The organism is Winogradskya humida (assembly GCF_016862215.1).
GTDB lineage: Bacteria > Actinomycetota > Actinomycetes > Mycobacteriales > Micromonosporaceae > Actinoplanes > Actinoplanes humidus.
Genome location: NZ_BOMN01000057.1, coordinates 96,480 through 116,615 on the forward strand (window position 1 = coordinate 96,480; position 20,136 = coordinate 116,615).

Here is a 20,136-nt window from a genome sequence, read left to right on the forward strand (position 1 = left end):
GAGTCCATCATTGCCCGTCGTAGGTGAACGGGAAATGAATGTGGCTCATGAGATTCCAGGAATTTGGACCTTGGTCACACCGCCGTCGTCACCGGTGGCGATGTCGACGCGCTGACCGAGGCGGAGCAGGCGCAACCCCGAGGCCCGGAAGGCCTCGGCGGGGAACGCCAGCTCGCTGCCGTCATCGAGCAGCAACGTGCCGGAATGGGCCTGGGGGTCGAAGGTCGCGACGGTGCCCTGCATGACCCAGACGCTACCGGGGCCGTCCGGCCGTCATGCGCGAAGCATCACACTCCGCTGTGAGTCCGACGTCACGCAGTAGCCTGCAGGTGTGGTCGCCGGGACCGAGGATCAACACGGCTCGCAGGTCGGCGGCCGTGTCGACGTCCTGCCGCAGGCCCGGCCATCCGCCGGGAAGTGCGGCGGCGCCCGAGGCGGCGTGTGCGGCCGCCGACCCGACACCGAAATGCGGGGCGAGCGCGATGCCCGGAGCGGCTGCGAGCAGGACCGTCCCCGAACCGGCCTCGTCCGCGACGAAGTGGCGGCCCCGCCCGGCGGCGAGCAGCGCGGCTCCCAGCTCGTCCGGCCGCAGCGCCGGTAGATCACCGGTCAGCACCGCCCGCGGCCGGCTCAGCCCCGCGACCGTGTCCGCGCCGAACCGCATCGCGGCGTTCAGGCCGCCACCCGGATCGGGCACCACCCGGGCGCCGAGCCCGGTCATCGCCGAGGTCACGCCGGGGTCGTCGGTGACCACCATCACGTCGGCGACCTGCTCACACGCGCCGATCGCGGTCACCGTGTCCCGCAACATAGCCAGGACGAGCTCCTGGTGGCGGGCATCGGCCACCGCGCCGCGCAGCCGGCTCTTCGCCGTGCTGAGCTGCTTGACGGGCACGACCGCCGTCCAGTCCGCTGCTGACACGCGGACAATCCTGCCACCGACCCGGCGCGCCGGACCCGCCCTGGCTCCCGGGACCGGGAGCAGGCATGATTTCGTCGCAGGCGTGGGGAAGAAGGGGTAACCGTGGCTCAGCGCAAGCTCGGGTTCTGGCGGCGGGTGGCGGTCGTGCTGGTCGTGTCGACGATGCGTGTCTGGACGAAGCGCACCTGGACGGGGATGGAGAACATGCCGCCCGGCGGTGGCTTCATCGTCACGCCCAATCACATGTCGCAGTCGGACCCGCTGGTGGTGGCCCACTACCTCTACGCGTCGGGACGCTGGCCGCGCTTCCTCGCCAAGGCGAGCATCTGGAAGATCCCGGTGCTCGGCTTCCTGCTCACGAAGACCCTGCAGATCCCGGTCGTACGGGGCAGCGTCGAGGCGGCCCGGTCGCTGGACACCCTGGTGCACGCCATCCAGCAGGGCGCGGTGGTGGTGATCTACCCGGAGGGCACCACGACCCGCGAGCCCGACCTGTGGCCGATGCGCGGCAAGACCGGCGCCGCCCGCCTGGCCCTGGTGACCGGCGCGCCCGTCGTGCCGATGGCGACCTGGGGCACCCAGGGCCTGCACGACGTGCGTACCAACAAGGTCTCGCTGAAGCCCCGCCGCGAGATCAGCGTGACCGTGGGCAAGCCGGTCGACCTGGCCCGTTTTTCGGGTGAGGCGCCTACCCGCTCGGTCCTGGAGCAGATGACCGAGCAGATCCAGCTCGCGACCCAGGACCTGCTCGCCGACCTGCGCCACGAGCCGGCTCCGACGGGGATCTACAACGCGCCGGCCGCACGCCGCCACGACAACGGAACGACGGGAAACCCCTTATGAGCAAGGCCGCGATGCTGGGGGCCGGGGCGTGGGGGACGGCGTTCGCCAAGATCCTCGCCGAGGCCGGCGCCGATGTCACGATGTGGGCGCGCCGCGAACCCGTGGCGGCCGCGATCCGGGAGTCCCACGTCAACGAGGCCTCGCTGCCCGGTGTGAAGCTGCCCGCCCGGGTGACCGCGACCAGCGACCTAGCCGCGGCCGTCGCCGACGCCGAGCTGGTGTTTCTCGCCGTGCCGTCGCAGACGTTGCGCGGCAACCTCGCCGACTGGGCCCCGCACCTGCCGCCCGACTCGACGCTCATCTCACTGATGAAGGGCATCGAGCTGGGTACGACCAAGCGGATGAGCCAGGTCATCGTGGAGACCGCGCGCGTCGACCCGAGCCGGGTGGTGGTCGTCTCCGGGCCCAACCTGGCCCCCGAGATCGCCGCCGAGCAGCCCGCGGCGACCGTGATCGCCGGCACCGACCCGGGCCGCGCCCAGCAGGTCCAGCAGGCGGTGGCGCTGCCCTATCTGCGGCCCTACACGAGCGACGACGTGATCGGGTGCGAGATCGGCGGCGCGGTCAAGAACGTGATCGCCCTCGCGTACGGCATGGCTTCCGCGATGGGCATGGGTGACAACACCAAGGCGTCGCTGATCACCCGGGGGCTCGCCGAGACCACCCGGCTGGGCGTGGCGCTGGGCGCCGACCCGATGACCTTCGCCGGGCTCGCGGGCCTGGGCGACCTGGTGGCGACCTGCTCGTCGCCGCTGTCGCGCAACCACACGTTCGGCGAGCACCTGGGCCGCGGCGAGTCGCTGGAGGAAGCGCAGCGCGCCACCAAGCAGACCGCCGAGGGCGTGAAGAGCTGCCTCGCGATCCGGGACCTCGCCCGGGCGCACGGCGTCGAGATGCCGATCACCGAGCAGGTCGAGCGGGTGTGCCACGAGGGTGTGGACCCGCGGGTCGCGGTGAAACTGCTGATGGGCCGGGAGATGAAGCCGGAATGAGCATCAACAAGGGTGACGGCACGCTAGTCGTGCACGCGGGACTGCCGGCGCCGGTGCCGGGGGAGCCGTTCTTGCCGGGGCCGGTCTTCGCGGCGCCCTACCACCTCGACCCGGTGACGGGACCGACCGAGAACGGCTACGGCCGCCCGGACAACCCGACCCGGCGCGCGCTGGAAGGCGCCATCGGCGAGCTCGAAGGCGGTTCGGTCCGCGCCTTCGCCACCGGTCAGGCCGCCATCACCGCGCTGCTGCTGTCGGTGCTGCGCAGCGGCGACACGGTGGCGCTGCCCTCGGACGGCTACTTCACCGTCCGCGCGTTCGCCGAGGGCACGCTGCGCGACCTCGGGGTCAAGACGATCCTGGTGCCGACGGCGGGGCCCTACCCGTCGTTCGAGGGCGTACGCCTCGTCCTGCTCGAAACCCCGGCCAACCCCGGCCTGGACGTCTGCGACCTCGCCTCGGTCTCCGCCCTCGCGCACGCGGCCGGCGCCCTGGTGGCCGTGGACAACACCACGGCCACGCCGCTGGGCCAGCGCCCCCTGTCGCTCGGCGCGGACCTCGTCGTCGCTTCCGGCACGAAGGCCCTGACCGGGCACTCCGACGTCCTGCTCGGCTATGTCGCCGGCAACGACGACGACCTGCTCGCCAAGGTCACCACCTGGCGGGCCCAGACCGGCGGCGTCCCCGGAGCGTTCGACTGCTGGCTCGCCCACCGCTCGCTGGCCACCCTGGACCTGCGCCTCGCCCGCCAGACCACCAATGCCGCCGCGGTCGCCGGCTTCCTGGCCACCCGCGCCGACGTGACCGGGCTGCGCTGGCCCGGCCTGCCCACGGATCCCTCCTACGCCGTGGCGACCGCCCAGATGCGCCGCATCCCCGGCGTCGTGTCGTTCGACCTGGGCAGCGCCGAACGGGTCGCCCGCTTCCTCGCCGCCTCCGAGCTGGTCTTCGCGGCCACGTCCTTCGGCGGGCTGCACACCACGGCCGACCGGCGCGCACAGTGGGGCGACGACACCCCGCCCGGCTTCCTGCGTCTCTCCTGCGGCATCGAGGACACCCCCGACCTCCTCGCCGACCTGACAGCGGCCCTCGACGCGGCCTGACCGGCCGGACCACGACCCGGCCGGCGGCGCTCGATGCGGCCTGATCGGCCGGACTGCGATCCGGCCGGCGGTGCTCGATGCGGCCTCACCGGCCGGGCCGCGACCTGACGATCGCCTTCAGCGCCGCCTGATCTACGTTTTTGGCATGGAGTGGAGCAGTTTCACCGGCAACGAGGTCACCGCGCTCGCGCAGGGGGAGAGCTTCTTCCTCGCCCCGGGGGAACGGGAGTGCCCCGCGTGCGGTAGTCGCAGCGTCCGGGCGTACGTGAATGCTCCGGAGAACGCCCGCCGCCCCACCCTGGTGAGCTACGTCTGGTGCTCGGCCTGCCACAGGTTCGTCGGCACGCGGGCCAAGCACCCCGAGGGCCTGGTCTTCTCCGACCCGCTGGCCATGCTGGACGCGACGCAGCGCCGTGAGCTGGAGCGCAGCCTCGTGGGGTTCCTCGACCACCTGGACCAGCTGTGGAACGACGGCGTCCTTCCGCAGTCCTTCGCGGCCGCGTAGAGCACTGACCGCTTGCGATCATGGCAGCATTGGCTCTATGGTTCGTTACATGAGTAATGAACCACTGAAGTAGGGAGGCGGAGAGGTGTTCGACGACCGCAGCCCGATCTATCAGCAGATCGCCGAGAGCATCAAGGACGACGTCCTGCGCGGGACGCTCAAGGAGGACGACCAGGTCATGTCCACCAATCAGTACGCCGCCTTCTTCCAGATCAACCCGGCGACCGCGGCGAAGGGGTTCGCCCAGCTGGTCGAGGAGGGCGTGCTCTACAAGAAGCGGGGCATCGGGATGTTCGTCAGCCCCGATGCGCGGGCCAGGCTGCGCGGTCAGCGGCAGGAGCGGTTCTTCACCGACGTGGTGGACCGGATGCTCGACGAGGCCCGGGTCATCGGGGTCTCGGTGGAGGAGATCAAGAAGCACATCGACGGGGGCAACCGATGATCTCGCTGCGTGACCTGACCGTGCGGTACGGCGCGACGACCGCCGTCGAATCGATCAGCGTGGACCTGGCGCCCGGCAAGATCTACGGGTTGCTGGGGCGGAACGGGTCGGGCAAGACGAGCCTGCTCAGCGTGCTTTCCGCGTACCGTAAGCCCTCCTCGGGAAGCGTGACCATCGACGGCTCGGACCCTTTCGAGAACCGTGCGCTGATGCGGGACATCGTTTTTGTCCGTGACGCCCTGGACGCGGTCGAGGGTGACCGGGCCGGCACGCTGCTCGACCTGCACGCCCGGATGCGGCCCTGCTGGGACGCGGAGCTCGCGGCGAAGCTGGTCGCGACGTTCGAGCTCGACCCGCGCAAGCGCATCGGAGCGCTGTCACGGGGGCAGCGCTCCAGCCTTGGCGTGGTCATCGGGCTCGCCTCCCGGGCGCCGCTGACCATCCTGGACGAGGCCTACCTCGGCATGGACGCGGCCGCCCGCATGGCCTTCTACCGCGAGATGCTCGCCGACTACCTGGAGCACCCGCGCACGATCATTCTCTCCACCCACCTCATCCAGGAGGTGGCCGACCTGCTCGAAGAGGTCGTCATCATCGACCGCGGGCGGCTGGTCGTGCACGAGGACACCGACACGTTCCGCTCGCGTGGTGTGGCGGTGACCGGGGCCGCCGAGACGGTGGACGCGTTCGCCGCCGGGCGTGCTGTGCTCGCCGAGCAGAGCCTTGGTGGCACCCGCCAGGTCACCCTCTACGGCGCTCTGGACGCCGATGAGCGGCGGCAGGCCGAGTCCGCGGGGCTGAGCCTCTCCCCGGTCGGCATCCAGGATCTCTTCGTCCACCTCACCTCGCCCGAGCGCACCCTGGAGGCAGCCCGATGAATGCCCGACGTCAGGTGACCGAGCATCTGCTGCGGACGTACCGGCCGGTCCTGATCTGGTTCACCGGCATCTTCGTCGTCGGCGTCGTGATCGCCGACATCGTCGCCGCCCGGGTCGCGGATCCGGCACCCGGGATCTGGATGTACGTCGCCATCGCGTTCCGCTACTGGATCGGGATCATCGCCGTCATCTTCATCGCCAACAACCTGCGCCAGTTCGTCGCCGTCGGCGTGACCCGGCGCGACTTCATGGCCGGCGCGCTGGTCGTCGGCGTCCTCGCGTCGGTGGCGTTCGCGGTGCTCGTGCCGCTGGGTCACGGCATCGAGTACGCGATCCACGGCGGCTCCGGCTTTTCGGCGGCGACGGGCTTCCGGGAGTTCGCGGTGACCCTGGTGGCCTGTCTCGCGTCCTTCATCGCGGGGTCGGCGGCCTGCTCGGGCATCTATCGTTTCGGGGCCTGGGGCGGTCTCGCGCTGATCATCCCGGCGCTGCTGCCGGCGGCGGCCACCACGATTTTCCTGCCCACGGACAGCGACGGTCAGCTCATCGCCCAGTACCTGCCGCTGTCCCTGGCGCTGACGGTCAGCCTCGTGGCGACGGCGGCTGTCACGGTGCTCAGCCACTGGGAGCTCAAGGACGCGACGATCCGGCGCTCGGCGCTTGGTTAGCTATCGCAAACTTCATGAGCCAGACCCGCTGGGCCTCGTTGTCGGGCACGGGTAGCCCCCGTGCCTCGGCGACGAGCTCCAGCGAACGTTCCGGACCCACCCCGAGCAGCAGCAGCGTCACGCAGGCCAGCAGCGTCGACCGGCCGATCCCCGCGAAGCACTGCGTCACCACGAAGCGGCCCGCCCGGATGTGCGCGGACAGCCGTATGCCCAGCTCCAGGACGTCGCCCGGGACACCCCGGTCGGGAATCGGCACCGAGAGGTATTCGATCCCGGCCGCAGCGGCTGCGTCCGCGACCCCGATGAGGCCGAGCCGGAGCTCCTCGCCCGGCGTCAGCGCGGAGACCAGGACGTCGACGCCCGCCTCGGCCAGGCCGGCCATCTCATCCTTCAGCCGGTCGCCGCCACGGGGGTGCGCCATGGTCGCGAGCCGGCCCGGCCCACCCCAAGCGACTACATGCAGTGCTGGTTTCATCGACTCCCTGTCTCGTTACCCCGTGCTGGCGCCTGCCGCCACCGCAAACTTGTCTACGGAGAGTAGGGTCACCCCCGTCGCGAACCGCGGCCCTGCAGAAGTCCGGCAACGAGAGGCCATTTCCATGACGACCCCTCGCAAAACCCGTGTGGCGATCGTGTTCGGCGGCCGCAGCACCGAACACGCCATCTCGGCGGTCAGTGCCGGCAGCCTCATCGCCGCCCTCGACCCCGACGAGTACGAGGTGGTGCCGGTCGGCATCACGCGTGACGGCGCCTGGGTCCTGGCGGACGGCGACCAGCAGAACCTCGCCATCGAGGGCGGCAAGCTCCCCGAGATCACCAGCGCGTCCGGGAAGTCCGTGGTGCTTCCGGCCGACCCGACCGCCAACGGCCTGATGGTCGTCGACCCGGCCGGCGGGGTTGCCGCACTCTCCGGCGTGGACGTCGTCTTCCCGGTGCTGCACGGTGCGTACGGCGAGGACGGCACGATCCAGGGCATGCTCGAGATGGCCGGGATCCCGTACGTCGGCGCCAACGTCTTCGCCTCCGCGGCCGGCATGGACAAGGAGTTCACCAAGAAGCTCGCCGCCGCCGAGGGCATCCCCACCGGGCCCTATGTGGTGCTGCGGGCCGGTGTCTCGCTGAGCGAGGCAGACAAGGAGCGGCTCGGCCTGCCGGTCTTCGTGAAGCCGTCCCGGGCCGGCTCGTCCTACGGCATCAGCAAGGTCTCCGACTGGGCCGACCTGGACGACGCGATCGCCGAGGCCCGTCAGATCGACCCCAAGGTGCTCGTCGAGGCCGCCGTCGTGGGCCGCGAGATCGAGTGCGGCGTGCTCGAGGGCGAAGCCGGTGGTGCCCCCGAGGCGTCCCTGGTCGCCGAGATCCTGGTCAACGCGACCGGCGACGACTTCTACGACTTCGAGGCCAAGTATCTCGGCGCGGGCACGCCCTACCAGCTCCCCGCCGACCTCAAGCCCGAGGTCGCGGACAAGGTCCGGGAGTACGCCTGCCGCACCTTCACCGCGCTCGACTGCGCCGGCCTGGCCCGCGTCGACTTCTTCGTCACGGCCGACGACGAGATCTACCTGAACGAGATCAACACGATGCCCGGCTTCACGCCGACCTCGATGTTCCCGCTGATGTGGGCCGCGACCGGCCTGGAATACCCCAAGGTCGTCGACCGGCTGATCCGCAACGCGCTGCGTCGCGGCGTCGGCCTGCACTAGGCGCTAGACGCACCCGTTAGGGACGCCCTGGGCGAGCGACTTGTCCGTCTCCACGACGATGTCGGAGAACTCGTTCGCCCACTGGGCCGCCTGGTCGTACTGCTTCGGCACCGTCACGGTCACCGGGACCTCGCGGTCCATGGTGGTGAATGCGGTGACCTCGGCCCGCTGATCGGCGTACCAGCAGACCCTGTTCATGTTCATCAGCTCGGAGTCCATCGGCACGCAGCCGGAACCCGCCGCGTCCATGGTCTCGCACGTCTTCGGCTGCGTGCCGCCGCAGGCGACGGTGATCGCCGGCTCGCCGTAGGCGGCGTTCTGCTCCGGCCCGGCGCTGACCTTGCGGCTTACCAGGTCGCGCACCTTCGCCGGCAGCTGCGAGGTCACCGCGAGACAGACCTCCGCCTGCCGGGCCGAGAGTTTGGGCGCGGCCATTTCAACAGCAGCACTGGGTACGACGGCGGGCTGCGACGCCACCGGATCGGCAGCCTTCTTCGCATCCGGAACGAGCTGCGAGAAGATTCCGAACGCGACAAGAGCCGCCACCGGCACGGCGACGACCGTGGCCCAGAGCGCGGCCTTTTTCGTCGTCCTGTCCTCTGCGGGGCTTTCCTCGGTGCGGGACTCCACGTCGACCATGGGTCAGAGATTTACCACGGAGCAGGTCACCGTCCGGGTGATACCCGGCACCAACTGGATGTTGCTCACAATCATCCGGCCGAGCTCGTCGACCGTGTGCCCCTCGGCGAGCACCACGACGTCATAGGGACCCGTCACCGCGTCCACCCGGACGACACCCTGAATTTTGTCGATCGCGGCGGCCACGTCACGGGCCTTTCCGACCTCCGTCTGGATGAGGATGTATGCCTGGACCACGATTCGACTCCTATCCGCCACACCGGCGACTCGAACGTGAAACTACAGTACGGAGCGCGGTCCTTGCGGGGCGCATCGCTGGCACCGCTCACCTGAGCACCTGATCACGAAGGGGACGGTAGACAGTTGAGCATCGCGGAGGCCGGAGAATTCGGACTCATCGCCCGGATAACCGCGCGCCTGGAGTCCGGCCCGGCGAGCCTGCTCGGGCCCGGTGACGACGCGGCCGTGGTCGCCTCGCCCGACGGCCGGACGGTGGCGTCCACCGACGTTCTGGTCGAGGGCCGGCACTTCCGCCGCGACTGGTGCAGCGCCGCCGACGTGGGACACCGCGCCGCCGCCGCCAACCTCGCCGACATCGCCGCGATGGGCGCGCGTCCCACAGCGCTGCTGGTCGCGCTCTGCGTGCCGCCGGATCTGGACGTCGCCTGGGCCGAGGACCTCGCCGGTGGGCTGTCGGCCGAGGCCGCCCGGGTCGGCGCGAGCGTGGTCGGCGGGGACATGTCGTCGAGCCCCACCCTGACGATCGCGGTCACGGCGCTCGGCGACCTCGGTGGTCAGGCCCCGGTGGTCCGCAGCGGCGCCCAGCCGGGAGACGTGGTGGCGCTGGCGGGGCGTACGGGCTACGGCGCGGCCGGCTACACGGTGCTCTCGCGCGGGTTCCGTACGCCCAAGGTGCTGGTCGAGGCCTACCGCCGCCCGGAAGTCCCGTATGCGGCCGGCCCCGAGGCGGCCCGGCTCGGCGCGACGTCGCTGATCGACATCTCGGACGGCCTCCTGCAGGACCTCGGCCACGTGGCGACCGCCAGCGTGGTCGGCATCGACATCAACCGCGACGCGTTCGAGGTGCCCGGGCAGATGCGGGACGCGGCGTCGGCGCTCGGCGTGGACCCGTACGTCTGGCTGCTCGCCGGTGGTGATGATCATGCTCTGGCCGCGACCTTCCCACCCGGGGTGACCCTGCCCGACACCTGGCGGATCATCGGCAGCGTGCACGAGGGCACCGGCGTCACCGTCGACCGTAAGCCCTGGCAGGGCGGCATGGGATGGGATCACTTCCGCTGAGATAGTTTTTCCCCGTGGAAGAGATGGAGATCCGCGAGGCTCGCTTCGACGAGCCCGCGGTGCAGGCGCTCATCGCCCTGGCGATGGCAGAGCTCAGCAAAAGGTACGGCGGCAGCGGCGACGACACCCCGGTGGCACCCTCGGACTTCGCGCCGCCGAACGGGTCGTTCTGGGTGGCGGCGGCGTCCGGGCGGCTGGTCGGGTGCGCGGGGTGGCGTTCGCACGAGGACGACGCGGAGCTCAAGCGGATGTTCACGATCGCCGCGGCCCGGGGTCAGGGCGTCGCGCGACGGGTGCTCACGGCGATCGAGGAATCGGCACGGGCTCAGGGGCGTAAGCGGGTGATCCTCGAGACCGGGGACAAGCAGCCCGAGGCGATCGCGCTCTACGAGAAGTGCGGGTATGTCCGGATCGAGGACTTCGGGTTCTACAAGGGCGAAGAGGGCGTGCTGTCGTACGCGAAAGTCCTGTAACGCACTTAACCCCCGGGTCGTGGTGACCCGGGGGTTAGGAAAGTGCGGAACTTAGGCGCGGACGACCTTGCCGGCCTTGATGCACGAGGTGCAAACCTTGAGCTTCTTGGTGTTGCCACCACCGGCAGGGGTGCGCACCGACTGGATGTTCGGGTTCCAGCGGCGGTTGGTCCGCCGGTGCGAGTGGGACACGTTGTGGCCGAAGCCCGGTCCCTTGCCACAGACGTCGCACACGCTAGCCACGGGGTACTCCAAGGATTGATACGCCAGCATCGAAATTTCACACCGGCTGCGAACTGAGGGTGCTACGAATCAAAGGTGCCTGGGACAGATTGCGCCCGGGCAACCCAGCCAGGCTACCTGATGTCCCGGGCTCGCTGCCAATCGGCCCTTGTCAGCAGCGCGACCCGGCAAATGTCAGAGGTGGTTAGTAGGCTTTTCGCGTGCTGGAGACGCTGGATGCCGCCGCCGTACGCCGCTGGTGCGGCGCTGGGCTGGCCGCGCTCCGGGCCCACCAGCACGAGATCGACGAGCTGAACGTCTACCCGGTCCCGGACGGCGACACCGGCACCAACCTCGTCCTGACGCTCGCCTCCGCCGAGCAGGCCCTCTCCGAGCCCGACTCCCTGGCCCTCACTTCGGACGCCGGCCGCGAGACGCTGGTGGGGCGGATGATGCGGCGGATGGCCCGCGGGGCGCTGCTGGGTGCCCGCGGGAATTCCGGGGTGATCGTCTCGCAGATCCTGCGGGGGATGGCCGACGCGTTCTCGACCACGGTCTCGGTTCGCGGCAGCGAGCTGGCGCGGGCGTTGAAGACGGCGAGTGAGGCGGCTTATGCGGCGGTTGCCCGGCCGGTGGAGGGGACTGTTCTCTCTGTCGTGGCCGCGGCGGCCGAGGGGGCCGGGCGGCTCAAGTCCGACGACCTGCTCGCTGTCGCCCGCGAGGCAGCCCGGTCGGCGGCCGAGGCGCTCGCCCGCACCCCTCAGCAACTACCGATCCTGGCCCGCGCCGGCGTGGTCGACGCGGGTGGCCGCGGCCTCGTCGTCCTGCTCGACGCCCTGGTCGAGTCGCTCGGCGGCTCCCCCGACACCCCACCCTCCCGGCCCGCGATCACCGCCGGCCCCTCCGCTACGCCTGGCTCGCCCGGGGTTTCGAGTGAGCGGGGGGCCGCGCTCGATTTGGCGGGGCCGGGAGAGGCGCCAGGGCCGCAGGGGGTGGCGCTGGACTTTGTCGGGCCTGCTGTGGGGTCGGACGCCACCTTTACCTATGGGCCGTCCGCCGGGCCTGCGGTGGAGCCGCCGGATCTGGGCTTCGGGTATGAGGTGCAGTATCTGCTGGATGCCGAGGCGGAGGCGGTGGACCGGCTTCGGGTGACGCTTGACGAGCTGGGGGATTCGCTGGTCGTGGTGGGGGCCGGTGAGGGTGACCCGCCGACCTGGAACGTCCACGTCCACGTCGACGACATCGGTGCGGCGCTGGAGGCGGGCGTGGTCGCCGGGCGGCCGCACCGCATCACCGTGACCCGGCTGGCCGACCAGCTCCACGCGCATGAGCCGCCGCCCGCGTCGTCCGAGCGCGGCACGGTGGTCGTCGCGGCGGGGGAGGGGCTTGCCGAGTTGTTCGCCGCGGAGGGCGCGGTGGTCGTCGGGCGTAATCCGTCGATCGCCGAGATGCTCGCCGCGATCAGGAGTGCCCGGGCGCGGGAGGTTGTGCTGCTGCCCAATGACGCGAACACGCTGGCGGTGGCCGGGACGGCTGCTCAGGAGGCGGCTTCCGGGGGTGTGCGGGTGAGTGTCGTGCCCACCCGTTCGCCGGTGCAGGCGCTGGCGGCGCTGGCGGTGCGGGATCCGCGGCGGCGGTTCGACGACGAGGTCATCGGTATGGCCGAGGCGGCCGGGGCATGCCGTTACGGCGAGGTGACGACCGCCGCCCGAGAGGCGCTGACCGTTGCCGGGTGGTGCCGGCCCGGTGAGTTGATCGGGCTGGTGGACGGCGAGGTCAATGTGATCGGCGGGGTGCTCGACGAGGTGTGCCGGCGGCTGCTCGACCGGATGCTCGGCGGCGGCGGGGAGCTGGTGACCCTGGTGCTGGGTGCCGACGCCCCCACCGATCTGGAAGAAGCGTTGCGCGGCCACCTCGCCCAGACGTGGCCGTTTGTCGAGTTGCAGTGTTATGCGGGCGGACAGCCTCGTTACCACCTGCTGGTTGGAGTGGAATGACCGACACGACCACCGAAGCCGGGCCAACCGAAGCGGCGCCCACCGTGACGACGACCAGCACGCCGCTGGCCAAGGTGCTCGGGGCGCGGGCTGCGAAGGCACTCGATACCCACCTCGACCTGAAAACGGCCGGGGATCTGATTTACCACTTCCCGCGCCGTTACGACGAGCGGGGCGAACACACCGATCTGCGGGAGCTCCAGGTGGGCGAGCAGGTCACCCTCCTGGCCCAGGTGAAGAGCCTTACCGTACGACCCATGCGTCAGCGCCGTGGCACCATGCTGGAGATCACCATCGGGGACGGTTCCGGGGCGACGCTGACCTGCACGTTCTTCAACCAGGCGTGGCGGGAGCGGGAGCTGCTGAAGGGCCGGTGGGGGCTGTTCGCGGGCAAGGTCACCGACTTCCGCGGCAAGCGTCAGCTCAACGGGCCCGCGTACCAGCTGCTCAAGGCCGACGCGACGCAGGACGAGGCGGCGGAGGAGATCGAGGAGTTCGCCGGGGCGCTGATCCCGGTCTACCCGGCGGCGGCCGCGATGCCGACGTGGACGATCGCCAAGCACGTGCGGACGGTGCTCGAGAATTTCCAGGCGCCCGATGATCCGCTGCCGGGCACGGTGCGGGCCAACCGCAACCTGGTCGGCATCGGTAAGGCGCTGCACGAGATCCACCGGCCGACGTCGCAGGAGGAGTTGTACAAGGCTAAATACCGGCTCAAGTGGGACGAGGCTTTCGCCGTACAGCTGACTCTGGTGCAGCGCAAGGCTCGCGCAGCCGAGTCTCCCGGACGGTCCCGGCCCCGCAGCGACACCGGGCTTCTGACGGCTTTTGACGCGTCGCTGCCCTACGAGCTGACCGAGGGCCAGGCGCGGGTGGGTGAGGAGATCGCCGCGGATCTGGCGCGCTCGCATCCCATGCACCGGCTGCTGCAGGGCGAGGTCGGTTCCGGCAAGACCCTCGTCGCGGTGCGGGCCATGCTCCAGGTTGTCGACGCGGGCGGGCAGGCGGCGCTGCTGGCACCGACCGAGGTGCTCGCCACCCAGCACCATCGCAGCATCGGCGCGCAGCTCGGGGCGCTCGGCCGGGCCGGGGAGATCGACGGCGACCCCGAAGGCACCCAGCTCACCCTGGTGACCGGGTCGCTCGGGGCTGCCGCTCGCCGGGCCGCGCTGGCCAAGGTCGCGGACGGCACCGCAGGGATCGTCGTCGGCACGCACGCGCTGCTCTACGAGGGTGTCGACTTCAAGGATCTCGGCCTGGTGGTCGTCGACGAGCAGCACCGGTTCGGCGTGGAGCAGCGGGACGCGTTGCGGGCCAAGGCCGCCCAGCCGCCGCATGTGCTGGTCATGACGGCTACGCCGATTCCGCGTACGGTCGCCATGACCGTCTACGGCGACCTGGAGACGTCCACCCTGTCGCAGCTGCCGCGGGGGCGGTCGCCGATCGCCTCGCACGTCGTGCCCCCCGAGCGGCCCGCGTTCCTCGACCGGGCCTGGAAACGGGTCCTGGAGGAGGTGAAGGCCGGCCATCAGGCCTACGTGGTGTGCCCGCGGATCGGGGACGCGGCCGGCACCGAGGAGGACGGCGAGCCACCGAGCGACAACGAGCCCGCCCGCCGCCCGCCGCTCGCGGTCATGGACGTGGCGCCCATCCTCGAGGAGGGGCCGCTGCACGGGCTGCGCATCGGGATCCTGCACGGCCGGCTGCCGGCTGACGAGAAGGACGCGGTGATGCGCCGGTTCGCTGCCGGTGACCTGGACGTGCTGGTGGCGACCACGGTCATCGAGGTCGGCGTGGACGTGCCGAACTCCACCGTCATGATCATCATGGACGCCGACCGGTTCGGGGTCTCCCAGCTGCACCAGCTCCGCGGCCGGGTCGGCCGGGGTTCGGCGCCGGGGATCTGCCTGCTCGTCACCGAGGCCATGGAGGGCACCCCGGCCCGCGAGCGGCTCGACGCGGTGGCCTCCACGACGGACGGCTTCAAGCTGGCCGAGCTCGACCTGGAGCAGCGCCGCGAGGGTGACGTGCTGGGCGCGTCGCAGTCCGGCAAGCTCAGCCACCTGCGCCTGCTGTCGCTGCTGCGGGACAGCAAACTGATCCACGAGGCCCGGGCGGAAGCGATGGAGCTGGTCGGCGACGACCCGGCCCTCGCCAGGTTCCCGGCGCTGGCAGCCTCGGTGGCCCTGCTGGTCAACGAGGAACGAGCCGAGTATTTGGAGAAGGGTTGATCCTGCACTTCTGCCCGCGCGCCGACTGGGAAGCGGCGCTCGAGACGGGCACATATCGCGCAGAGTCCCTGGAGACACAGGGATTCATCCACTGCTCGACCCCGCAGCAGGTGCACATCCCGGCGACGCTTCTCGCCCGGGGACGCACGGATCTGCAGCTGCTGGTGCTGGACGAGGCGCTGCTACCCGTACCCGTCGTCTGGGAAGACGGTGACCCACCGGATCCTGGCGGCATGCAGTTCCCGCACCTGTACGCCCCGATCCCGGTCGCGGCCGTGACCTCGGTGCACGAATGGCTTCCCGAACCGGACGGCAGCTTCGAGCCGCCGACCCACCTGGAGGCATAAAAAAGCGGGGGGCACGCGCCCCCCGCTTTTTCGATGCTGCCCTACGCGGTGAACTTCACCTTGCGGCGCCGGGCCACGAAGAAGAGCACCCCGCCCGCGACCAGCAGCGCGAGCGCGCCGGCCGCGATGCCACCGACTGCCGCACCGGTGACCGGAAGGCCGCCACCGTCGTCGTCGCCACCTCCGGTGCCGCCGTCGCCGTTGTCACCACCGTTGTCGCCGTTGTCGTCGCCACCGCTACCGCCGCCGTTCTCGTCGCATTCCTGCTTCGGGACGGACACGGTCACCGGCTCCTCGCCGTCGAACGCGACGGTCGCCTCGGTGGCGTCGTCAGCCGGGAAGGTGACCTTCTCGGACGACCCCGGAGCAACCTTCACGGTCTTGGTCTCGCCGTTGTAGGCCACGGTGGCCGTGGCCGGCGTGACGCCCTCGGGGTTGGTCACCGTGACGGTTACCGTCCGGCAGTCGTTCTCCACGGTCAGCGTCGGACGCGGGCAGTCGGCGGGCCGCTGCCACTCGTACTTCACGTCGTCCATGCCGTCCGCGGTGACCGTGATCGGGCCGGCACCAGCCGGGACCGTCACCGTGTCGCCCTTGCCCGGTGCGACGGTCACCGTCTTGCTGAAGTCACCGGCCTTGACCGTGAAGTCCACCGGGTACTTGCTCAGGTCGCCGGTGTTGCTCAGGTTGATGGTGACCGTGCCGTCGCAGCTGGACAGCGGTTCGACGGCCGGGGTCTGACAGGCCTTGCTGCCGCCGTTGTACCAGCCCTGCGGGCCCTTCGACCGGCTACCGGGCTTGCCGGCGCTGCCGAGCTTCTTGTCGTTGTAGCGGGCGCCACCCTCGGTGATCTCCGGGATGATGTCGCCCTCGTCGCCGAAGAAGAGGTCCACCTGGGCGTTACAGGCGGGCAGATCGGCGGTGAGCTCCACCGAGCGGTTCTCGTTGGTGATGGTGCCGCTCTCGTGGGCGAACGCGTACTGCGGGACCGAGAAGTTCGGCTTCGGCGCGAAGTAGGTGACCAGCGTGACCGGCTCGGCGTCACAGAGCTTGATGTCGTCGTCGAGCGTCACCGTCGCGGTCGACCTGCCGTCAGCGACAGCGAACGTGTGGTGGAACTTCGCGTCGTCGGCGCCGACACACGGCGTCTCGGCCGGCTTGCAGTCGCCGAGCTGCACGCTCGCCTTGTTGTCGGCGTCCTTGGTGTTGTCGGCCCAGATGCCGACGAAGGAGACCGTGGCCGCGGCGACTCCGCCGTCGACGGTCTGCTTGAAGATCTGCTTGCCGTCGACCCCACTGGGATTGCGGCGCGGGATCAGGGTGCCGTTGGTCAGCTCAGGAACCGGGACGGGCGAGGTCTGCAGCTTGTCGACCCGCGCGAGGGAGTCACCGCTGTTCGTGACCGTCCAGGTGACCAGCCACTGACCGGCCGCGGGGTTGCACTCGGCCGAGCCGGTGATCGTGATCTGGGGACCGGCGGCGCTGGCCGGCGCGGCGATCGCCACGAGGCCGGTCAGGCCGACAAGGGCGCCGGCGGCGATCGCCGCGACGCGATGGAGCAGCGTTTTCAACAGAGCCGCCTTCACGGACCGAAGAAGCAAGATTGAGCAGCAGGAGAAGCGACGTCGAGCCGATGGCGTCTCGTCGGCTCGCCGACCTTATCGAGACAGGGGAATCTGTGGAATCCCTCGGCGGTACCAAAGGTCGATGTTGCGAATTCGAGATCATCGACTGTGGAAAGCCGGAGGGCGCGCCGACCGATGGTCGACGCGCCCTCGTTGTTCAGGCGTTACGCGCTAGGCGCGGCCGGGTCAGGCGGTGAACTTGACCTTGCGGCGACGGGCGATGATGAAGAGCGCGATACCGGCACCGAGCAGGACAACCGCACCGGCGGCGATGCTGCCGGCAGCCGCACCGGTCAGCGGCAGCGAGCCACCGTCCTCGTCGCCACCGGCACCACCGGCGGAGCAACCGTCAGGGGCTTCCCAGGCGACGGTCTCGGAGTCGTCCTCGTAGCCCTGCAGGTAGATCTTGACCGAGAAGCCCTCGGACGCGTCGAACGTGTGGCTCTTCTTCTCGCCCGGCTTGACGTCGAGCGTGACCTTGTCGCCCTTGCTGGGCTCGAGGACCAGCGGGATCTCGACACCGTCGGCCGGGTTGTCCAGGCCGATCGTCATCGAGTCACAGGTGAGGTCGAAGATCGGCTGGGCCTCGCCGTAGCTGGGGGTCGGCTCCGGGGTGGGCTCGCCGGACGGCTCGGTCGACGGCGGGGTGCTCGGCTCGTCCGAGGGCGGGGTCGACGGCTCGTCCGACGGCGGGGTGCTGGGCTCGTCCGACGGCGGGGTCGACGGCTCGTCCGACGGCGGCGTGCTCGGCTCGTCCGACGGCGTCGGCTGGGTCGTCGGGGGCTCGGTCGTCGGCGGGACGACGACGCTGCACTCGCCCGGCTTCGCGATGGTCTTGGTGAGCCCACCGATGTAGTTGTCGGTCCACTTCAGCGTGACCTTGAGGCTGGCGGACTGGTCGCCGGCGCCGTAGGTGGTGCTGCCGAGCAGCGGGTTGCTGTAGTTCGGGGCGACCTGAGCGCCGTTCTTGATGGCGCCGATCTCGGTGGCGCCGTTCGAGGACTCGACGCCGCGGACGGTGGCCCACAGGCGGAAGTCGTTGGCGACCGACCAGTCGACCTTCCACTTGCCCCCTTCGACACAGGAGGTCGTGCCCTTGATTTCAGGCGCGTGCGCGCTGGCGGGACCGGTGATGGCCACAGTGCCGATCAGGCCGAGGAAGGCACCGGCCGCAATGGCCGTTGTGCGCCTAAGCGGGGACTTGAACAGGTTCACGCCAAAACTCCTGTGGTGAGGACCGAGGGGGACTACACAGGAAGGCGGTTCTGCAGACGATCGCGTCGTGACATGGGGTGTCCGCGAAGGCCTACGACGACACCTCCCCGCATCGTCGAGCCGACAGCGTTTCGTCGGCGGCGGACCGACCATAGCGACTGTGGCGAATCTGAAAAACATCTCAGCGCGCGCAAAGGTGACTGATGCATATCTGTGATCTTCGTTGAACGCAGAGCATCGATATCAATGCTCACGGTGGTTGATCCGGACGGAAGAGGAGGTAAAAGTTCACTCCGCAGTGGTCGGTCGGAGGTGTTGGCGTAGCGTCGGATCGTGCTACTTCGACAGCCGGACAGGGTCGGATGACCAGGATCATCGCCGGGGCGCACGGTGGACGGCGGTTGGCCGCTCCCCCGGGGGACAAGACGCGACCCACCTCGGATCGGGTGCGTGAGGCGTACTTCAGCGCGCTCGACACCATGATCGATCTGAGTGGCGCCCGATTCGCTGACCTTTATTCCGGTTCGGGCGCGGTCGGGCTCGAGGCACTGTCGCGCGGTGCCGCGTACACATTGCTCGTGGAGGCCGACGCCAAGGCGGCCCGGGCTATTCGTGACAACATCGTCACACTGCGGGTCGGAAATGCTGCGCGGTTGATCACCGGAAAAGTCGCTCAGGTGCTCGCCGCTCCACCCGAGGGCGGACCCTTCGACGTGATCTTCGCCGACCCGCCCTACGCCGTCACCGACGACGAGGTTGAGCAGGTCCAGCAGGCCCTGGTGGCCAACGGCTGGCTCGCCGGCGACGCGGTCGTGACCTTCGAGCGGTCGTCGCGCACGGCGGTGCGGGGCGAGCCGATGGGCTGGGTCGAAGGGATCACCGCGGATCGCAGCAGGCGTTACGGGGAGACCACTCTTTGGTACGGTCGCCGCTCATGAGGCGTGCGGTCTGTCCCGGTTCCTTCGATCCGGTCACCAATGGTCATCTCGACATCGTCGGGCGGGCCAGCCATCTCTTCGACGAGGTCATCGTCGGCGTGCTGATCAACAACTCGAAGACGGGGCTCTTCACGGTCGAAGAGCGCATCGAGATGCTGCGGCAGGCCACGGCCGTGTACGGCAACGTACGCGTCGAATCCTTCCACGGCCTGCTGGTCGACTTCTGCCGGGCCCAGGGCGCCGCGGTGGTGATCAAGGGTCTCCGGGCGGTCAGCGACTTCGACTACGAGCTGCAGATGGCGCAGATGAACATCGGGCTCTCCGGTGTGGAGACCCTGTTCATGCCCACGAACCCGACGTATTCGTTCCTCTCGTCCAGTCTCGTGAAGGACGTCGTGAAGTGGGGCGGCGACGCGTCGCCCTATGTGCCCGACTTCGTCCGGGAGCGGCTTGTTACGAGGTTGCGGCAAAACTGACGGCGTGGCCTATGCGGCTGCGCCGGGGGGCTCGGCAGTAACGTGATCGCACCACTCAGCGTGAGTGCGAGCTGTGACAGGAGTGAGGCGCCGGTGGATCCGCTCGACCGCATCGACGAGATCATCTCCCTGGTGGAGCAGGCACGGTCGGTCCCGATGTCCCGGACCAACTTCATGTTCGAGCGTGCCGAGATGGTCGCCCTCCTCGACGAGTTGCGCTCGGAGCTTCCGGGCGACCTGCGCCGGGCTGTCGCGCTCCTGGAGGAGCGCGACAAGATCATTGACGCCGGGAAGCGTGAGGCCGACCGGATCGTCAGTGAGGGTGAGACCGAGCATGCCCGGCTCGTGTCGGTGAACGAGATCACGGTCTCGGCCGAACACGAGGGGGCCCGGATCATCTCCGAGGCCCGGGCGGAGGCTCAGCGCCTGCGTGAGGAGGTCGACGATTACGTCGACACCGCGCTGGCCAACTTCGAGCAGTTCCTCACCAGGGCGCTATCGTCGATAGAGCGCGGCCGCGACAAGATGCACGCGCTGCGGGAAATTGGGACTTTCCAGGGCGAAGAGAACGAGCGACCCCTGCCGTTCTGACTGCCCCAGGCCCGATTCGACGCT

Annotated in this window: 24 protein-coding genes; 16 read left to right on the forward strand and 8 right to left on the reverse strand. The window is 69.9% G+C overall.

Annotated elements, in window-relative coordinates:
- Positions 1–45: 45 nt before the first annotated feature.
- Positions 46–243: a cold-shock protein gene (locus Ahu01nite_RS50540; RefSeq protein WP_212996152.1), complete on the reverse strand. Its 198-nt coding sequence runs from the start codon at positions 241–243 to the stop codon at positions 46–48.
- Positions 244–253: 10 nt separating this feature from the next.
- Positions 254–922 carry a 2-phospho-L-lactate guanylyltransferase gene (gene cofC, locus Ahu01nite_RS22445; RefSeq protein WP_239159049.1) on the reverse strand — a complete coding sequence of 223 codons (669 nt, stop codon included), beginning with the start codon at positions 920–922 and terminating at the stop codon, positions 254–256.
- A gap of 102 nt (positions 923–1,024) precedes the next feature.
- Between cofC and Ahu01nite_RS22450 the strand changes: the two genes are divergently transcribed.
- From Ahu01nite_RS22450 to Ahu01nite_RS22480, 7 genes are all read left to right on the forward strand, one after another.
- Positions 1,025–1,765: a lysophospholipid acyltransferase family protein gene (locus Ahu01nite_RS22450; protein ID WP_203838554.1), complete on the forward strand. Its 741-nt coding sequence runs from the start codon at positions 1,025–1,027 to the stop codon at positions 1,763–1,765.
- A complete protein-coding gene (locus tag Ahu01nite_RS22455) occupies positions 1,762–2,757 on the forward strand; it encodes an NAD(P)H-dependent glycerol-3-phosphate dehydrogenase (protein WP_203838555.1) in 996 nt (331 codons plus the stop codon). The genes Ahu01nite_RS22450 and Ahu01nite_RS22455 overlap by 4 nt, the downstream gene beginning before the upstream one ends.
- Complete coding sequence (locus tag Ahu01nite_RS22460; protein ID WP_203838556.1) at positions 2,754–3,860, forward strand: cystathionine gamma-lyase; 1,107 nt, start codon at positions 2,754–2,756, stop codon at positions 3,858–3,860. Before Ahu01nite_RS22455 ends, Ahu01nite_RS22460 begins: the two co-directional genes overlap by 4 nt.
- 145 nt (positions 3,861–4,005) lie before the next feature.
- The gene (locus Ahu01nite_RS22465) at positions 4,006–4,365 is read left to right on the forward strand and encodes a hypothetical protein (RefSeq protein WP_203838557.1); all 360 of its coding nucleotides are present in this window, start codon (positions 4,006–4,008) and stop codon (positions 4,363–4,365) included.
- Positions 4,366–4,450: 85 nt separating this feature from the next.
- Positions 4,451–4,807, forward strand: a complete 357-nt coding sequence (locus Ahu01nite_RS22470) for a GntR family transcriptional regulator (protein ID WP_203838558.1) — start codon at positions 4,451–4,453, stop codon at positions 4,805–4,807.
- On the forward strand, positions 4,804–5,685 hold the full coding sequence (locus tag Ahu01nite_RS22475; RefSeq protein ID WP_203838559.1) for an ATP-binding cassette domain-containing protein: 882 nt from the start codon (positions 4,804–4,806) through the stop codon (positions 5,683–5,685). The genes Ahu01nite_RS22470 and Ahu01nite_RS22475 overlap by 4 nt, the downstream gene beginning before the upstream one ends.
- Positions 5,682–6,353 (forward strand): hypothetical protein, encoded by a 672-nt coding sequence (locus tag Ahu01nite_RS22480; protein WP_203838560.1) that lies wholly within the window; start codon positions 5,682–5,684, stop codon positions 6,351–6,353. The genes Ahu01nite_RS22475 and Ahu01nite_RS22480 overlap by 4 nt, the downstream gene beginning before the upstream one ends.
- Here the strand turns inward: Ahu01nite_RS22480 and Ahu01nite_RS22485 are convergent.
- A complete protein-coding gene (locus tag Ahu01nite_RS22485) occupies positions 6,316–6,828 on the reverse strand; it encodes a protein-tyrosine phosphatase family protein (protein WP_203838561.1) in 513 nt (170 codons plus the stop codon). The two genes, Ahu01nite_RS22480 and Ahu01nite_RS22485, sit on opposite strands and share 38 nt — an antisense overlap.
- Positions 6,829–6,952: 124 nt before the next feature.
- On the opposite strand from Ahu01nite_RS22485, the gene Ahu01nite_RS22490 reads away from it, so the two are divergent.
- Positions 6,953–8,056, forward strand: a complete 1,104-nt coding sequence (locus tag Ahu01nite_RS22490) for a D-alanine--D-alanine ligase family protein (protein ID WP_203838562.1) — start codon at positions 6,953–6,955, stop codon at positions 8,054–8,056.
- 3 nt (positions 8,057–8,059) lie between these two features.
- Here the strand turns inward: Ahu01nite_RS22490 and Ahu01nite_RS22495 are convergent, their stop codons facing one another.
- Positions 8,060–8,695 (reverse strand): DUF3515 family protein, encoded by a 636-nt coding sequence (locus tag Ahu01nite_RS22495; RefSeq protein ID WP_203838563.1) that lies wholly within the window; start codon positions 8,693–8,695, stop codon positions 8,060–8,062.
- A 3-nt stretch (positions 8,696–8,698) separates the two neighbouring features.
- Positions 8,699–8,932 carry an Lrp/AsnC ligand binding domain-containing protein gene (locus Ahu01nite_RS22500; RefSeq protein ID WP_203838564.1) on the reverse strand — a complete coding sequence of 78 codons (234 nt, stop codon included), beginning with the start codon at positions 8,930–8,932 and terminating at the stop codon, positions 8,699–8,701.
- Positions 8,933–9,058: 126 nt separating this feature from the next.
- On the opposite strand from Ahu01nite_RS22500, the gene Ahu01nite_RS22505 reads away from it, so the two are divergent.
- The gene (locus tag Ahu01nite_RS22505; protein ID WP_203838565.1) at positions 9,059–9,997 is read left to right on the forward strand and encodes a thiamine-phosphate kinase; all 939 of its coding nucleotides are present in this window, start codon (positions 9,059–9,061) and stop codon (positions 9,995–9,997) included.
- Between the two features lie 14 nt (positions 9,998–10,011).
- Positions 10,012–10,470: a GNAT family N-acetyltransferase gene (locus Ahu01nite_RS22510; protein ID WP_203838566.1), complete on the forward strand. Its 459-nt coding sequence runs from the start codon at positions 10,012–10,014 to the stop codon at positions 10,468–10,470.
- A gap of 51 nt (positions 10,471–10,521) precedes the next feature.
- Here the strand turns inward: Ahu01nite_RS22510 and rpmB are convergent, their stop codons facing one another.
- A complete protein-coding gene (gene rpmB / locus Ahu01nite_RS22515) occupies positions 10,522–10,713 on the reverse strand; it encodes a 50S ribosomal protein L28 (protein WP_023561910.1) in 192 nt (63 codons plus the stop codon).
- Between the two features lie 200 nt (positions 10,714–10,913).
- Between rpmB and Ahu01nite_RS22520 the strand changes: the two genes are divergently transcribed.
- From Ahu01nite_RS22520 to Ahu01nite_RS22530, 3 genes are read left to right on the forward strand one after another with little or no spacing between them, the layout of a single operon-like run.
- Positions 10,914–12,689: a DAK2 domain-containing protein gene (locus tag Ahu01nite_RS22520; RefSeq protein WP_203838567.1), complete on the forward strand. Its 1,776-nt coding sequence runs from the start codon at positions 10,914–10,916 to the stop codon at positions 12,687–12,689.
- Positions 12,686–14,920 carry an ATP-dependent DNA helicase RecG gene (gene recG, locus Ahu01nite_RS22525; protein ID WP_239159050.1) on the forward strand — a complete coding sequence of 745 codons (2,235 nt, stop codon included), beginning with the start codon at positions 12,686–12,688 and terminating at the stop codon, positions 14,918–14,920. Before Ahu01nite_RS22520 ends, recG begins: the two co-directional genes overlap by 4 nt.
- The gene (locus Ahu01nite_RS22530) at positions 14,917–15,267 is read left to right on the forward strand and encodes a DUF952 domain-containing protein (RefSeq protein ID WP_203838568.1); all 351 of its coding nucleotides are present in this window, start codon (positions 14,917–14,919) and stop codon (positions 15,265–15,267) included. The genes recG and Ahu01nite_RS22530 overlap by 4 nt, the downstream gene beginning before the upstream one ends.
- Positions 15,268–15,308: 41 nt before the next feature.
- Here the strand turns inward: Ahu01nite_RS22530 and Ahu01nite_RS22535 are convergent, their stop codons facing one another.
- Together Ahu01nite_RS22535 and Ahu01nite_RS22540 are read right to left on the reverse strand one after the other, a co-directional pair.
- Entirely contained in the window at positions 15,309–16,838 is a 1,530-nt protein-coding gene (locus Ahu01nite_RS22535; RefSeq protein ID WP_203838569.1) for a cell wall anchor protein, read from the reverse strand.
- A gap of 240 nt (positions 16,839–17,078) precedes the next feature.
- Positions 17,079–18,107, reverse strand: coding sequence for a PT domain-containing protein (locus Ahu01nite_RS22540; RefSeq protein WP_203838570.1), 1,029 nt, complete (start codon positions 18,105–18,107; stop codon positions 17,079–17,081).
- 362 nt (positions 18,108–18,469) lie between these two features.
- Here Ahu01nite_RS22540 and rsmD point away from each other — a divergent pair, with 362 nt between their 5' ends.
- The 3 genes from rsmD (at position 18,470) to Ahu01nite_RS22555 (ending at position 20,112) form a co-directional block, all read left to right on the forward strand.
- Positions 18,470–19,045, forward strand: a complete 576-nt coding sequence (rsmD, locus tag Ahu01nite_RS22545) for a 16S rRNA (guanine(966)-N(2))-methyltransferase RsmD (RefSeq protein ID WP_203838571.1) — start codon at positions 18,470–18,472, stop codon at positions 19,043–19,045.
- Complete coding sequence (gene coaD / locus Ahu01nite_RS22550; protein ID WP_203838572.1) at positions 19,042–19,521, forward strand: pantetheine-phosphate adenylyltransferase; 480 nt, start codon at positions 19,042–19,044, stop codon at positions 19,519–19,521. Before rsmD ends, coaD begins: the two co-directional genes overlap by 4 nt.
- A 93-nt stretch (positions 19,522–19,614) precedes the next feature.
- Positions 19,615–20,112, forward strand: a complete 498-nt coding sequence (locus tag Ahu01nite_RS22555; protein WP_203838573.1) for a hypothetical protein — start codon at positions 19,615–19,617, stop codon at positions 20,110–20,112.
- Positions 20,113–20,136 lie beyond the last annotated feature (24 nt).

Coding starts and splice junctions, on each gene's coding strand:
- Ahu01nite_RS50540 (WP_212996152.1), bottom strand. CDS start 243: ATGCAGGGCACCGTCGCGACCTTCGACCCCCAGGCCCATTCCGGCACG.
- Ahu01nite_RS22455 (WP_203838555.1), top strand. CDS start 1,762: ATGAGCAAGGCCGCGATGCTGGGGGCCGGGGCGTGGGGGACGGCGTTC.
- Ahu01nite_RS22460 (WP_203838556.1), top strand. CDS start 2,754: ATGAGCATCAACAAGGGTGACGGCACGCTAGTCGTGCACGCGGGACTG.
- Ahu01nite_RS22465 (WP_203838557.1), top strand. CDS start 4,006: ATGGAGTGGAGCAGTTTCACCGGCAACGAGGTCACCGCGCTCGCGCAG.
- Ahu01nite_RS22475 (WP_203838559.1), top strand. CDS start 4,804: ATGATCTCGCTGCGTGACCTGACCGTGCGGTACGGCGCGACGACCGCC.
- Ahu01nite_RS22480 (WP_203838560.1), top strand. CDS start 5,682: ATGAATGCCCGACGTCAGGTGACCGAGCATCTGCTGCGGACGTACCGG.
- Ahu01nite_RS22485 (WP_203838561.1), bottom strand. CDS start 6,828: ATGAAACCAGCACTGCATGTAGTCGCTTGGGGTGGGCCGGGCCGGCTC.
- Ahu01nite_RS22490 (WP_203838562.1), top strand. CDS start 6,953: ATGACGACCCCTCGCAAAACCCGTGTGGCGATCGTGTTCGGCGGCCGC.
- Ahu01nite_RS22495 (WP_203838563.1), bottom strand. CDS start 8,695: ATGGTCGACGTGGAGTCCCGCACCGAGGAAAGCCCCGCAGAGGACAGG.
- recG (WP_239159050.1), top strand. CDS start 12,686: ATGACCGACACGACCACCGAAGCCGGGCCAACCGAAGCGGCGCCCACC.
- rsmD (WP_203838571.1), top strand. CDS start 18,470: ATGACCAGGATCATCGCCGGGGCGCACGGTGGACGGCGGTTGGCCGCT.
- coaD (WP_203838572.1), top strand. CDS start 19,042: ATGAGGCGTGCGGTCTGTCCCGGTTCCTTCGATCCGGTCACCAATGGT.